This window comes from Thalassococcus sp. BH17M4-6, assembly GCF_049323015.1.
Classification (GTDB): Bacteria; Pseudomonadota; Alphaproteobacteria; order Rhodobacterales; family Rhodobacteraceae; genus Puniceibacterium.
The window spans coordinates 345,591-359,239 of record NZ_JBMPGU010000003.1; the positions used below are offsets into that span (position 1 = coordinate 345,591).

General features: G+C 67.4%; 11 protein-coding genes. 7 read left to right on the forward strand and 4 right to left on the reverse strand.

Annotated features, from left to right (window positions below; translation table 11 throughout):
* The first annotated feature begins 19 nt into the window (after window positions 1–19).
* The 6 genes from xdhC to ACOXXX_RS06510 all read left to right on the forward strand — a co-directional run bounded on the left by xdhC (window position 20) and on the right by ACOXXX_RS06510 (window position 6,836).
* Window positions 20–961 carry a xanthine dehydrogenase accessory protein XdhC gene (gene xdhC / locus ACOXXX_RS06485; RefSeq protein ID WP_422825739.1) on the forward strand — a complete coding sequence of 314 codons (942 nt, stop codon included), beginning with the start codon at window positions 20–22 and terminating at the stop codon, window positions 959–961.
* Window positions 928–2,451, forward strand: a complete 1,524-nt coding sequence (locus ACOXXX_RS06490; protein WP_422825740.1) for an ABC transporter ATP-binding protein — start codon at window positions 928–930, stop codon at window positions 2,449–2,451. The genes xdhC and ACOXXX_RS06490 overlap by 34 nt, the downstream gene beginning before the upstream one ends.
* A 63-nt stretch (window positions 2,452–2,514) precedes the next feature.
* Complete coding sequence (locus ACOXXX_RS06495) at window positions 2,515–3,600, forward strand: ABC transporter permease (RefSeq protein WP_422825741.1); 1,086 nt, start codon at window positions 2,515–2,517, stop codon at window positions 3,598–3,600.
* Window positions 3,601–3,694: 94 nt separating this feature from the next.
* Window positions 3,695–4,618, forward strand: coding sequence for an ABC transporter permease (locus ACOXXX_RS06500; RefSeq protein ID WP_422825742.1), 924 nt, complete (start codon window positions 3,695–3,697; stop codon window positions 4,616–4,618).
* A 40-nt stretch (window positions 4,619–4,658) separates the two neighbouring features.
* A complete protein-coding gene (locus ACOXXX_RS06505) occupies window positions 4,659–5,741 on the forward strand; it encodes a BMP family ABC transporter substrate-binding protein (RefSeq protein ID WP_422825743.1) in 1,083 nt (360 codons plus the stop codon).
* Window positions 5,742–5,900: 159 nt separating this feature from the next.
* On the forward strand, window positions 5,901–6,836 hold the full coding sequence (locus tag ACOXXX_RS06510; protein WP_422825744.1) for an aldo/keto reductase: 936 nt from the start codon (window positions 5,901–5,903) through the stop codon (window positions 6,834–6,836).
* 4 nt (window positions 6,837–6,840) lie between these two features.
* On the opposite strand, the gene ACOXXX_RS06515 is transcribed toward ACOXXX_RS06510, so the two are convergent.
* Window positions 6,841–7,521, reverse strand: a complete 681-nt coding sequence (locus ACOXXX_RS06515; RefSeq protein WP_422825745.1) for a nitroreductase — start codon at window positions 7,519–7,521, stop codon at window positions 6,841–6,843.
* Window positions 7,512–8,606: a CaiB/BaiF CoA transferase family protein gene (locus ACOXXX_RS06520; protein WP_422825746.1), complete on the reverse strand. Its 1,095-nt coding sequence runs from the start codon at window positions 8,604–8,606 to the stop codon at window positions 7,512–7,514. Before ACOXXX_RS06520 ends, ACOXXX_RS06515 begins: the two co-directional genes overlap by 10 nt.
* A gap of 104 nt (window positions 8,607–8,710) precedes the next feature.
* Here ACOXXX_RS06520 and ACOXXX_RS06525 point away from each other — a divergent pair, with 104 nt between their 5' ends.
* The gene (locus ACOXXX_RS06525; RefSeq protein WP_422825747.1) at window positions 8,711–11,155 is read left to right on the forward strand and encodes a ligase-associated DNA damage response DEXH box helicase; all 2,445 of its coding nucleotides are present in this window, start codon (window positions 8,711–8,713) and stop codon (window positions 11,153–11,155) included.
* Here the strand turns inward: ACOXXX_RS06525 and ACOXXX_RS06530 are convergent.
* Entirely contained in the window at window positions 11,149–12,981 is a 1,833-nt protein-coding gene (locus ACOXXX_RS06530) for a tetratricopeptide repeat protein (protein WP_422825748.1), read from the reverse strand. The genes ACOXXX_RS06525 and ACOXXX_RS06530 overlap by 7 nt on opposite strands.
* Window positions 12,978–13,601 carry a hypothetical protein gene (locus tag ACOXXX_RS06535; RefSeq protein WP_422825749.1) on the reverse strand — a complete coding sequence of 208 codons (624 nt, stop codon included), beginning with the start codon at window positions 13,599–13,601 and terminating at the stop codon, window positions 12,978–12,980. The genes ACOXXX_RS06530 and ACOXXX_RS06535 overlap by 4 nt, the downstream gene beginning before the upstream one ends.
* Window positions 13,602–13,649 lie beyond the last annotated feature (48 nt).

Here is a 13,649-nt window from a genome sequence, read left to right on the forward strand (position 1 = left end):
CGACAACCGGGGGCGGCGCATGAGCTTTGACCTTGCCGCCCTGCGCAGCGCCGTCGAAAGCCACGGCACCGTCGCCCGCGTGGTGGTCGCCGCCACCGCCGGGTCCGTGCCGCGCGAGGTCGGCGCGTCGATGCTGGTCTGGGACGGCGGGCAGTCCGGCACCATCGGCGGCGGCGCGCTGGAATACGAGGCCGCGCGTGTCGCGCTCCATACCTCCGGGCCCACCCGGCATCCGCTGGGCCCGTCGCTGGGCCAGTGCTGCGGCGGCGCGGTGACCCTTCTGACCGAGCATTTCCGTGCGCCGGACCTCGACGCGTTGTCGCATAGGCCGGTCCATGCCCGGGGGCCGGGCACCCCGCCGCTCGCCGTCCGCCGCATCCTTGACCGCGCGCGCAACAGCGGCGAACTGCCCGCCCCGCAGTATCTGCAGGGCTGGATGATCGAACCGCTGTCGCGTCCCCGCACCCCGCTCTGGATCTGGGGGGCGGGCCACGTGGGCCGCGCGCTGGTCGCCACGCTGGCACCGCTGCCTGAGATCGACATCACCTGGATCGACACCGCGCCGGACCGTTTCCCGCAGGATATCCCGCCGCAGGTCACGCCCCTGCCCGCGGCCGATCCGGCCCTGCTGGTCCCGCGCGCACCGCGCGAGGCGCATCACCTGATCCTGACCTACAGCCACGCCATCGACCTCGCCCTGTGCCATGCGCTGCTGTCGCATGACTTCGCCCGCGCCGGGTTGATCGGGTCCGACACCAAGCGCGCGCGATTCCACAGCCGCCTGCGCAACCTCGGGCATAGCGACGCCCGGATTTCGCGCATCCGCTGCCCGATCGGGCACAAAGCCTTTGGCAAGCATCCGCAGGCTATTGCCCTGGGCGTTGCGGCGCAGCACCTTCAGGACCTGCAAGAAAAGGAGGATTTGCCGTGGCAGACCCGCTCCTCAGCCTCCGGGGCCTGACCAAGGCCTATCCCGGCGTGGTCGCCAATGACGATGTCTCGTTCGACATCGGCAAGGGCGAAATTCACGCGCTTCTGGGCGAAAACGGCGCGGGCAAATCGACCCTGGTCAAGATGATCTACGGCCTCGTGAAACCCGACAAGGGCGAGATGCGGATGAACGGCACGCCCTTCGCGCCGCCGCAGCCCAGCGCCGCGCGGCAGGCCGGGGTCGCCATGGTGTTCCAGCACTTTTCGCTCTTCGATGCGCTCGACGTGGCGGAAAACGTGGCGCTGGGGATGGAAAACCCGCCCAAGCCCCGCGATCTGGCCCGGCAGATCCGCGAGGTGTCGGAAACCTACGGCCTGCCGCTCGACCCCGCGCGGCTGGTGGGCACGCTCTCGGCGGGCGAACGGCAGCGGGTGGAGATCATCCGCTGCCTGCTGCAGGACCCGCGCCTGCTGATCATGGACGAACCCACCTCGGTCCTGACCCCGCAGGAGGTCGAGATCCTGTTCGAAACCCTGCGCAAGCTGAAATCCGAAGGCACCTCGATTCTCTATATCTCGCACAAGCTCGAAGAGATCCGCAGCCTTTGCGACACCGCGACGATCCTGCGGCTGGGCAAGAAGGTCGACACCTGCACGCCCGCGGAAAAATCCGCCCGCGAACTGGCCGAGATGATGGTGGGATCGAGCTTTGCCACCCCGCAGGCCAAGGCGCATGCGCCCGGCGATGTCGCGCTGAGCGTGACGAACCTGTCGCTGCCCGCACCCGGCGCCTTCGGCACCCCGCTGCGCGACATTTCCTTTACTGTCCGCGCGGGCGAGGTGCTGGGGCTGGGCGGTGTCGCCGGCAACGGCCAGGACGAACTGCTGGCGGCCCTGTCGGGCGAACGGCTGTCGCAGTCCGGATCGGTCACCCTGCGGGGCGCGGATATCAGCCGCGCCAGCCCCGTGGCCCGGCGCGATGCGGGCCTGTTGTCCGCGCCAGAGGAACGGCTGGGCCATGCCGCCGCCCCCAACATGAGCCTGATCGAGAACGGTGTGCTGACCGCCGCCCGGCGCGAGGCGCTGGTGTCGCGCGGGATGATCAACTGGACGAAGGCGCGCGGTTTTGCCGAAACAGTGATCGAACGCTTCGATGTCCGCACCCCCGGCCCCGGCACGGCGGCGCGCGCACTGTCGGGCGGCAACCTGCAGAAATACGTGATCGGACGCGAGATCCTGCAGCGCCCCGACGTGCTGGTGGTCAACCAGCCGACCTGGGGCGTCGATGCCGCCGCCGCCGCCGCGATCCGGCAGGCGCTGCTGGATCTGGCGGCCGCAGGCGCCGCGATCATCTGCATCAGCCAGGATCTGGACGAGCTGATGGAAATCTCGGACCGTTTCGGCGCGCTGAACGAAGGGCGGCTGTCGGCCATCCAGCCGGTCGCCGACCTGACGATCGAAAGGATCGGCCTGATGATGGGCGGCGCCCACGACATGGAGACAGCGCATGTGGCGGAATGACCTGACCAGTCCAGCGGCGACGCCGCGGCGGACCCTGGCCAACGGGCACCGGAGGGGGCGCCGATGATCCACCTGGTCAAACGCCCGCAGCCGTCCCGGCTCTGGACCGTGCTGACGCCGCTTCTGGCGGTGGTGCTGACGATGATCGTCGGCGGCATCATGTTCGCGGCCCTGGGCACCGATCCGTTCGAAGCGATCCGCACGATCTTCTGGGATCCGCTCTTCAACCCGCAATTCGCGGGCTTCACCCGGCCGCAGCTTCTGGTCAAGGCGGGGCCGCTGATCCTGATCGCCATCGGCCTTTCGATCGGCTTTCGCGCCGGGATCTGGAACATCGGCGCCGAAGGTCAGTACATCATGGGCGCGATCTGCGGCGCGGGCGCGGGGCTGGCATTCTACCCGTCGGAAAGCGTCCTGATCTTTCCGCTGATGATCCTCTGCGGCGCGCTCGGAGGATGGGCCTGGGCGATGATCCCGGCAGTGCTCAAGGTCAGGTTCGGCACCAACGAAATCCTTGTCTCGCTGATGCTGGTTTATGTGGCCGAAAACATTCTCGCCTCGGTCTCCTCGGGTCTCTTGCGCAATCCCGAAGGACGCGGGTTCCCCGGCAGCCGCAATTTCAAACAATGGGACGCCGCCCACAATGCCGAGATCATCGGCGGCAGCGGCATGCACTGGGGCGTCGCCTTTGCCTTTATCGCGGTGATCCTGGCCTATGTGCTGATGTCGCGCCACATCCAGGGCTTCAACATCCGCCTCACCGGCGAGGCCCCGCGCGCCGCCCGGTTCGCGGGCGTCAACCCGGCGCGGATCGTCCTCTTGTGCCTGGGCATTTCGGGCGCGCTGGCCGGTATGGCCGGTCTTTTCGAGGTCACCGGCCCCGCGGGCCAGATCAGCATCGACTTCAATTCGGGCTACGGCTTCACCGCGATCATTGTGGCCTTCCTGGGCCGCCTGCATCCGGTGGGCATCCTGCTGGCGGGGCTGCTGATGGCGCTGACCTATATCGGCGGCGAACTGGCGCAACTGATGCTGGGCGTGCCTGGCGCGGCGATCCAGCTCTTCCAGGGCATGCTGCTGTTTTTCCTGCTGGCCACGGATGTCTTCACCAACTTCCGTATCGCCTGGGGCAAGGGAGAGGCCGCATGACCTCATTTTCTCTGGTTCAAAATAACCTCGGGGGAGTCGCCAGAGGCGACGGGGGCAGCGCCCCCACATCCACGCCCGCAAAAGGAGGCCACGCATGGACCTAGGCTCGATCAACCCGATCCTGCTGGTGGCGTCGATCATGGTCAGTGCCACCCCCATCCTGCTGGCCGCGATCGGCGAAATGGTCGTGGAAAAATCCGGTGTCCTGAACCTCGGGGTCGAGGGGATGATGATCACCGGCGCGGTCGTGGGCTTTGCCGTCGCCGTCAACACCGGCTCGCCCGTGATGGGCTTTGCCGCCGCGGCGCTGGCCTCGGCCATTCTGTCGCTCAGCTTTGGCTTTCTCACGCAAGTGCTGCTGTCCAACCAGGTCGCGACCGGCCTTGGCCTCACGCTGGTGGGGCTGGGCCTGTCGGCGCTGATCGGCAAACCCTACGAGGGGATGAAAAGCCCGACCCTGCCCAAGCTCGATATCCCGCTGCTGGGCGATATTCCGGTGCTGGGCCGGATGATCTTTTCCCATGACGTCATGGTCTATCTCAGCCTCGCGCTGGTCGCCGCCGTCTGGGGCTTTCTGAAATACACCCGCGCCGGACTGATCCTGCGTGCCGTGGGCGAAAGCCATGACGCGGCCCATGCGCTTGGCTACAAGGTCGTGCGCATCCGCATGATGGCGATCTTCTTCGGCGGGGCCTGCGCGGGGCTTGGCGGCGCCTACCTCAGCCTTGTGCGCGTGCCGCAATGGACCGAAGGCATGACCGCCGGTGCAGGCTGGATCGCGCTGGCCATCGTCGTCTTTGCAAGCTGGCGCGCGGGCCGGGTGCTGGTCGGTGCCTACCTTTTCGGCGGGGTCGCGGTGCTGCAGCTCAACCTGCAGGCCGCGGGCGCCAAGGTCCCGGTCGAGGTCTTGTCGATGTCGCCCTATCTGATAACCATTCTGGTGCTCGTCATCATCTCGGCCCGGGGCGTGCATGGCGCACCTGCCTCGCTGGGCCGATCCTTTCACGCCTCGAGCTGAGGCCAAAACCAATGAACCAAGTCCAACATCGGGAGATACCATGAACCGCAGAACACTTTTCGCCAGCGTCGCCGCCGCGGCCCTTGCCGCCACATCGGCCTTTGCCGCCGGTCACGGCGAACCGGTCAAGGCCGGTTTCATCTACGTCGGGCCCATCGGCGACGGCGGCTGGACCTATGAGCACAACAAGGCCCGCCTGGCCGTCGAAGAGGAATTCGGCGACGCGGTCGAAACCGTCTATCAGGAAAGCGTGCCGGAAGGGGCGGATGCGGAACGCGCGATCACCCAGATGGCGCTGTCGGGGGCGGACATCATCTTTACCACCTCGTTCGGCTACATGGATCCCACCATCGCCGTGGCCGAGAAATTCCCGGATGTGAAATTCGAACACGCCACCGGCTACAAGACCGCCGACAACGTCAGCGTCTATTCCGCGCGCTTCTACGAAGGCCGCGCGATCCAGGGCCACATCGCAGGCTCGATGACCAAGACCAACAAGATCGGCTATATCGCCTCCTTCCCGATCCCCGAGGTCATCCGCGGCATCAACTCGGCCTATCTGCACGCCAAGAAGGTCAACCCGGATGTCGAATTCTCGATCGTCTGGGCCTACACATGGTTCGATCCCGCGAAAGAGGCGGACGCCGCCCGCGCGCTGATCGAAAACGGCGCCGACGTGATCCTGCAGCATACCGACTCTACCGCCCCGCAGGCCGCGGCGCAGGAGGCGGGCAACGTCATCACCTTCGGTCAGGCGTCGGACATGGGTGAATATGCCCCGATGCCGCGCGTCAGCTCGATCATCGACGACTGGGCGCCCTACTACATCGAACGGGTCAAGGCGGTCATGGACGGCACCTGGGAAACCTCCGACACCTGGGACGGCATCGGCCCGGGCATGGTCGGCATCGGCGAGATTTCCGACGCCGTGCCCGAAGAGGTGAAGGCCGAGGCGCTGGCGATGAAAGACGCCATCGCGGCGGGCGAATACCACCCGTTCACCGGCCCGATCAACAAACAGGACGGAAGCGTCTGGCTCGAGGAAGGCCAGACCGCGCCGGACGGCGACCTGCTGGGCATGGATTTCTATGTCGAGGGTCTGACCGGCGAAATCCCGAACTGATCCGCAACGGATCCGGAACCGATAAGACCTGAAAGCCCCGCCATGTGCGGGGCTTTTTCCGTGTCCTGGCGGGCCGTGGGTGCGCTTGACCTTGCGTCCCGGGCCGGGACGGGGGAGCATGCGCCAAACGCCCCACCCAGCAACGCGTCAGGACAGCCCATGACAGAGCTTACGACCACCAGCGGCCAGCCCGTCGCCCGCTTCGCTTTCGGCACCATGCAATTCGGCGGCAAGGCCGACGAGGATCAGTCGCGCGCCATGTTCGACGCCTGCCGCGCCGCGGGCATCGCGCATTTCGACACCGCCCATGTCTATACCGAAGGCCGGTCGGAAACCCTGCTGGGCAGCTTTGCCCGGGCCGAGCGCGACGCGCTTTATATCGCCACCAAGGCAGGCTATGCGGGCGGCGCGTCGCGGGAAAATGTCCTCAAGACCTTTGACGAAAGCCGCTGGCGGCTGGGGATGGACGCGGTCGATCTGCTTTACATGCACCGCTGGGACGACGAAACGCCGCTGGACGAGACGTTCGAGACGTTGGCCGATCTGCAGACGCGCGGGCTGATCCGACATATCGGCGTGTCGAACTATGCCGCGTGGCAGGTCATGAAGGCGCAGGCCGTCGCCGCGAAACACGGCACGCGCATTGATGTGATCCAGCCGATGTACAACCTCGTCAAACGCCAGGCCGAGGTCGAGATCCTGCCGATGTGCGCTGCCGAAGGTATCCTGCCGGTGCCCTATTCCCCGCTGGGCGGCGGTTTGCTGACCGGCAAGTACGTGCAGGGCGACAAGGCCGGGCGGCTGGTCGAGGATGACCGCTATGCCAAGCGCTACGGCGTCGAGGCGATGCATGCCACCGCCGCCGCGCTGGTGTCGCTGGCGGCAGAGCTGGGCACCGATCCCGCGACGCTGGCGGTGGCCTGGGTCGCGCATCAAGCAGCGGCCCCGGTGCCGATCCTGTCGGCGCGCACCGCCGAACAGCTGGTCCCGTCGCTGGCCGGGATGGACTATGATCTGGACGAGGCCCTTTATGACCGGATCAGCGCGCTCAGCGCAACGCCACCGCCCGCGACCGACCGGCTGGAGGAGGCCTGAGCCGTCAGTCCCAGCGCCACTCCGCCGCCTCTTCCAAGCGCGCCCGCGCGGTACGAAAGCTGTTGGCGGGGTGATCCGCATCCGGGTGACCAAAGGCGATCCCGCACAGGACATCGCGGTCCTCGTCCACATCGAACCAGTCGCGCAGAAACCCCGCGTAACCCGCGACCGACGCCATCGCCGCCCCGGCCAGCCCGTGCGCGGTCAGGCCCAGCAGCACGGCGGTGACAAAGGCGCCGCAATCAAGCACGCCGTAAGGACCCAGCGCCTTGGGCGTCGTGACCAGCATGAAATGCGGCGCGCCGAACAGATGAAAGTTCTGCATCGACTGGCGCGCCGACCCGGCGCGGTCCCCCTTTTCCACCCCGACCGCACCGTAAAGCTGCCAGCCGCAGATGCTGCGCCGTTCCTTGTAGATGCCTTCGTAGGCCTGCGGAAACGGCACGTCGCTGCCCGCGTCACCGCCGCCCTGCACATGCTTCAACAGGGCGGTGCGCAGCGCCTGGGTCTGGTCCCGCCCGCAGACCGTGACCTGCCAGGGCTGCGAGTTGCACCAGGACGGCACGTGTTGCGCGGCCCGGAGCACGGCCTCGATCTTTGCGCGCGGCACCGCCTCGGGCAGGTATCCGCGACAGGTGTATCGCGCCTCGAGCAGCCTCTGAAATTCCTGCAGGGTCACAGCCATCCTCCGTCGTCTAGCTCTTGCCGGATCGCGGCGCTGTCCGCCCCGCGGTTCGGGCTGGGCGGGGCCGCCGCCGGTTGCCGGCCGTCGAAACGGGGAGCCGCGGCGGGTTGCAGCGAGTCGCCGCTGTCCTGCCAAAGGCCCCGCGCCGCCACGTGGGGGTCGTGCCGCGCCTCGGCCGGCGACAAGACCGGTGCCACGCAGGCGTCGGTGCCTTCGAACAGCGCACCCCAATGCGCACGGGGTCGGCTGGCGAAGAGCGTCGTCAGCCGCGCCGACAGATCGGGCCAAAGTGCGGCGTCGAACTGGCTGGCAAAGGCGGGATCCTCGGCCAGCCCCAGCCGGTCCAGAAAGATCGCATAGAACTTCGGCTCAAGACATTGCACCGCGATGTGCCCGCCACAGGCGCAGGCGTAACAGCGCGACCAGTGTGGCCCGTCCAAGAGCGACGCACCGCGCGCATCGGTCGAAAATTGCCCGCGCATCGACAAGAGCAGCGCCATCAGATGTGTCGCACCGTCGACGATGGCCGCATCCACCACGGTGCCCTGCCCGGTCCGCTGCGCCTGCAAGAGCCCCGCGAGCATGCCCACGGCCAGATACATCGCCCCCGCGCCCAGATCCCCCAGCATCGTCGGCGGCACGCCCGGCACCTGCCCCGGCAGCCCGGCATAGAACAGCGCACCGCTCAGACCCAGGTAATTCAGGTCATGCCCCGCCTGCCGCGCTCGCGGCCCGTTCTGCCCCCAGCCGGTCATCCGCCCGTAAACCAGCGCCGGGTTCAGCGCCAGCGCCTCTTCGGGGCCAAGGCCCAACCGCTCCATCACGCCGGGGCGCAGGCCTTCGGTCAGCCCCTGCGCCGAACGGATCAGCGCGCGGGCGATGCGCAGGTCGGCCGCGTCCTTGAGGTTCAGCGTGATCGACCGCTTGCCCCGGTCCAGCAGGTTGCGGTCTTCCTTGCCCGGCGTGTCGGCCGCGCCGGTGCGGTGCACGACGATCACCTCGGCGCCAAGATCGGCCAGCAGCATACCGGCGAACGGGGCCGGCCCCAGCGCCTCGAACTCGATGATGCGGATGCCGTGCAGCATGGCCCCTCCCTGCCCCGCAGAAAAGCCTGTGTCGGGCCCGAAGGCAATGGTGCAGGCGCACGGGCGGTGTTTGCCTTTTGTTCGGCGCGCGGTATCTGTTGGCGATGGCAGATCTTCCGGGCAATTTGCAGGCATGGTTCGACACGCGGGGCTGGAAGCTTCACCCGCACCAGCAGGCCATGCTCGCGCGCAAGGACGAACCGGCCCTGCTGCTGATCGCGCCCACCGGCGGCGGCAAGACCCTGGCGGGCTTCCTGCCCACACTGGCCGAACTGGGGAGCACCCCGCCTGACGGGCTGCACACGCTTTACGTCAGCCCGCTCAAGGCGTTGGCGGCGGACATAAAACGCAACCTGCGCACCCCCATCGAAGAGGCGGGGCTGGCGATCCGGGTCGAGGACCGCACCGGCGACACGTCGGCCCACCGCAAGAAGCGTCAGCGCGCCGATCCGCCGCATATTCTGCTGACCACGCCGGAATCGCTGGCGCTGCTGACCTCCTACGAGGACGCGCCACGGATTTTCGCGGGGCTACAGCGCGTGGTCGTGGACGAAATTCACGCACTTGCGGAAAGCAAGCGCGGGGACCAGTTGATGCTGGCGCTGGGGCGGCTGTCGACGCTGTGCCCCGGCCTGCGGCGGGTGGGTCTGTCGGCCACGGTCGACGATCCGGCAGCCATCGCCCGGCTGCTGGCCCGCCATCCCGACCCCTGCGCCATCCTTCAGGCCGATCCCGGCCCCGACCCAGACATCGCGATGCTGGTGACCGAGGAGGCCCCGCCCTGGTCCGGCGGCGGCGCGGCCTATGCGATCCCGGCGGTGCTGGCCGAGGTTCGCCGCCACCGCACGACGCTGATCTTTCACAACACCCGCGCGCAGGCCGAGATCTTCTTTCGCAATCTCTGGCTGGCCAACGAGGACGACCTGCCCATCGGCATCCATCACGGCAGCCTTGACCGGACCCAGCGCGAACGGGTCGAGGCGGCGATGGTGCGCGGCGATCTGCGCGCCATCGTCTGCACCGGATCGCTGGACCTGGGCATCGACTGGGGCGATGTCGATCTGGTGATCCAGGTCGGCGCGCCCAAGAACGTCAAGCGGCTGGTGCAGCGGATCGGGCGCGCCAACCACCGCTACAACGCCCCCAGCAAGGCGCTGCTGGTGCCCGCCAACCGGTTCGAGGTGGTGGAATGCGTCGCCGCCCTGCAGGCGGTGCGCGATCACGATCTGGACGGGGAGCCGCGCGGCCCTGGCCCGCGTGACGTGCTGTGCCAGCATATCCTCATCGCCGCCTGTGCGGGGCCGTTCGAGGCCGACGCGCTTTATGCCGAGATGACCAGCGCCGGGGCCTACGCCGATCTGACGCGGGCCGAATTCGACGCCTGCCTCGATTTCTGCGCCACAGGCGGCTATGCCCTGCGCGCCTATGACCAGTGGAAACGGCTGGTGCAGCGGCCCGACGGGCTCTGGCAGCTGCGCGATCCCCGCTCCGCCGCGCGCATCCGCCAGAACATCGGCACGATCCAGGACACCGACACGCTCAAGGTGCGCTGGCGCGGGCGCGGCGGCGCGCCGCTGGGCGAGATCGAGGAAGGCTTTGCCGCCTCGCTCAGCAAGGGTGACACCTTTCTGATCGGCGGGCAGATTGTGCGCTACGAGGGCCTGCGCGAACTTGTGGTCGAGGTGACGAAAGACCCCGGCCGCAAGCCCAAGATCGCCACCTTCATGGGCACCAAGTTCGCCACATCGACGCAGCTGTCGGACCGCATCGTGCGGATGTTCCAGCAGGACGATTGGCCGGAACTGCCCGCCCACACCGCCGAATGGCTGGCGCTGCAGCGCAAGGTCAGCCGCCTGCCCGAACCCGGACGCCTGCTGATCGAAAGCTTTCCGCATGACGGACGGCAGCAGCTCGTGGCCTACGGCTTTGCCGGGCGCAACGCGATGCAGACGCTGGGCCTGCTTCTGACAAAACGGATGGAGGAGATGGGGCTGGCCCCCATGGGCTTTGTCGCGACCGATTACGCGGTGCTGATCTGGGGGTTGGATGCGGTGACCGACCCCGCGCCGCTCTTTGACATTGCCGCGTTGGAGGCCGGCGTCGACGGTTGGCTGGCGGGCAACGCGGTGATGAAGCGCACATTCCGCGCCAGCGCCACCATCGCCGGGCTGATCGAACGCCAGGTGGGCGGCCAGCGCAAGACCGGGCGGCAGGCGACGATGTCGTCGGATATCCTCTATGACACGCTGCTGAAATACGACCCAGACCACCTGCTGATGCAGATCACCCGGGCCGAGGCGATGCGCGGGCTGGTCGATTTCGCCCGCATCCGCGAGATGGCGGCGCGCGTGGGCGACCGGATCGACCATATGGTGCTGGACCGGATCACCCCGCTGGCGGCCCCGCTGTTCCTGGAACCGGGCCGCGTGCCGATTCGGGGTCAAGCGGACGAACGCCTGCTGGAGGAAGAGGTGACGCGGCTGCTGAATGACAGCGGTCTGGCGCAGGTCGACGCGCCCAAGACGCGGGCGTGGCGGGTGCCTTACTGACCGGCGCTGGCCATCTGTGCTTGCAGCGCCTCAAGTGCCGCCTGCAGCTTGACCCCGAACTCCGGGCCGGGGTCGGGGTTGATGCGGATGGCGTGTTCCGCTTCGGTGCACTGCTGCGATAGCCACAGCACCGCCTCTTCCGGCGCACCTTGCTCGCGCATCCGCGTCATTTCGGCCTCGATTGCGTCTTCCAACGCGGTCAGGCGTGTTTCCAATGCCCCGTCGGGGATGGCATGACGCGTCATAAGCGCGTCCAGCCGCGCCGCGCCCCAGTCGCGATGCGCGCTGCGGATCGCCCCGGCTTCGGCGATCAGGGATTTCAGCGCAGCATCATGTTCCTCCCCGGTCTGCGCGGCGAGGCGAAAGTAGGCATTGAGGCTGCCCAGCGTCCTCGGATGTCCCGCCGCCAGCAGGTCGATCCGCGTGGCCGCCGCCTGTCGCATCAAAGCGCGCGCCTCCGGCAATTGCCCCTCTCGCTCCAATCGGATCGCCGCATTGTTGCGGTCGATGGCGACCTCAGCATTCAATGGCCCCAACGCGGAAAGCGCGGCGGACAAGGCGGCCTCTATGTGCAGCCGCTCCTTCTCGCGCAATGCCGCCGCCTCATCCTCGCGCACCGTCGCGGCCCATTCGCTGTAAAGCACGCCGAGGTTGCGGTCCTGGTTGATTGTCGAAGGATTGTCTGCACCCAGCGCCTCCCGACAGATGCGCTGCGCGTCCAGAAACATTGGCTCGGCTTGCGCGAAATCCTTTCGGGCGAAGTAAAGAGCGGCAATGTTGTTGAGTGTCGTGGCGTAGGACGGATGCCGGATGCCGATCTGCGGCAGGGCGGCCTTGATGTCCCTGACGCGGCTATACGTGTCAAAGGCGGCGTCGAGATCGCCGTCCTGCTTTTGAAACATGCCGAGGTTGTTCAGGCTTGCCGCGTGGCTTTCGCTGTCCGGTGCGTGTTTTTCATGGATGTTGGCCGAAGCTTCGGCAAAGGCGATATCCCCGGGCTGAACGCCGAAGCTGACGGCGTAGTTCGCGATTTCGTTGAACAACCGCGCTGCGGCACCGTCGTCGGCTCCGACTTCGAGCAGCGCACGAGCTTGGGGCATAAGGCGGCGGTATTTACCCCAGCTCGCGAGACTTTGAGGATTGGAGGGCGCATAGGCATTCACGAATTGCGCCGTCGCTGCGCGCCATTCTGCCGCATCCGCCAGTGTGGCGCGCCAGACCTCGGCGATCATGCGGTGCATGCGCCAGCGCTCCTCGTCTTGTTCGACCAGCGAATGCGCCGCCAGCCGGTCCATCGCCTCAGCCACCCAGCCGTCCTGCGCCGCCGCCACTTGCAGCGAGGTCGGGAGCGCCTGACCCTTAAACGGCGAACGTATCTCAGAGGCCACGCCCTCCGCCACCATCTCGGGCCACAGGTCGTCGGGGTCGATCCAGCACAGCACCGACAGCAGCGCGCGTTCGGGCGGGTTCAGCAGGTCGGTCGTCAGGCGCAGGGCGGCGGCGATGGTGTCGGTTTCCTCGCTGTCGGGATAGGAGGCGCGGCTGCCCGACCAGTCGATTTTGGTCATCTCGCGCTTTGTCACATCGAACCGCTCGAGATAGGCCTCGACCGTCACCGATGGGCGGGCGGACAGATACCCCACGGCGGCGTTGAGCGCGATGGGCCAGTCGCCCAGCCGTTTGGCCACCTGCGCCAGATCGCCCCGGTCGCGGTCCGGCAACCCGTCTGCCAGCATCTGCACCGCCTCATCGCGGGTCATGTGGCCCACGGACAGCAGCGACCAGTCCGGCCAGTCGGTGGAGCGCGAGGTGTAAAGCAGCGTCACCCGCTCGGCCGAGATCGGCGAATACCTCTGGCCACCTCTGGATCGTCGGCATTGTCGTAGATCAGCAGCCAGGGTGCGTCGTCCTGCGCGACCGTGTCGAGCGCGGCGCGGGCCGTGCCTTCACGATCCGTGCCCTCGGCCCCGGGAACGCTCAATCTGAGAGCCAGTTGCTGAAGGCTGGCGCGGATCGTGTCGGGGTTGGCCGCGCGAATCACCCAGACGCCGCGAAAGCGCGCTTGCTCGCGCCGAGCGACCTCAAGCGCCAGCGTGGTCTTGCCCACCCCCGCCATCCCCTTGACCGTCGCCTGCACCACCGAGCCCTTGGCCCGCGCGATCTGGCCGGACAGCGTCTGCATCTCGCGCCGCGCGACAAGGTTGTCGGGCGCGTGCTGCGAGGTGAGGTTGGAGATTTCGGGCCAATTGTCATTCGCAGGAAGCATTTCCGCCACTGCATCTGCAGCCCGACGCGCCCGCAGGTAAAGCCACACAATAATGGCAAGGATTGATGGCACACCGATCAGACCAAGAATGTCGAGCGGCTCAAGTCCGGCAATGCAAACTTCCCCTTTCAGGATGATCGCGCCCGCATTATCCAACAGACATTCGGGCACCCAATCCATACACACTCACTCCGGTCAAATCGCGCCCAGAATACACGCGCCCCACAC

What these genes read in the sequence shown, in the direction of transcription:
- ACOXXX_RS06495 (WP_422825741.1), top strand. Translation starts at nt 2,515, where the DNA reads ATGATCCACCTGGTCAAACGCCCGCAGCCGTCCCGGCTCTGGACCGTG.
- ACOXXX_RS06510 (WP_422825744.1), top strand. Translation starts at nt 5,901, where the DNA reads ATGACAGAGCTTACGACCACCAGCGGCCAGCCCGTCGCCCGCTTCGCT.
- ACOXXX_RS06515 (WP_422825745.1), bottom strand. Translation starts at nt 7,521, where the DNA reads ATGGCTGTGACCCTGCAGGAATTTCAGAGGCTGCTCGAGGCGCGATAC.
- ACOXXX_RS06500 (WP_422825742.1), top strand. Translation starts at nt 3,695, where the DNA reads ATGGACCTAGGCTCGATCAACCCGATCCTGCTGGTGGCGTCGATCATG.
- ACOXXX_RS06535 (WP_422825749.1), bottom strand. Translation starts at nt 13,601, where the DNA reads ATGGATTGGGTGCCCGAATGTCTGTTGGATAATGCGGGCGCGATCATC.
- ACOXXX_RS06525 (WP_422825747.1), top strand. Translation starts at nt 8,711, where the DNA reads ATGGCAGATCTTCCGGGCAATTTGCAGGCATGGTTCGACACGCGGGGC.
- ACOXXX_RS06505 (WP_422825743.1), top strand. Translation starts at nt 4,659, where the DNA reads ATGAACCGCAGAACACTTTTCGCCAGCGTCGCCGCCGCGGCCCTTGCC.
- ACOXXX_RS06520 (WP_422825746.1), bottom strand. Translation starts at nt 8,606, where the DNA reads ATGCTGCACGGCATCCGCATCATCGAGTTCGAGGCGCTGGGGCCGGCC.
- xdhC (WP_422825739.1), top strand. Translation starts at nt 20, where the DNA reads ATGAGCTTTGACCTTGCCGCCCTGCGCAGCGCCGTCGAAAGCCACGGC.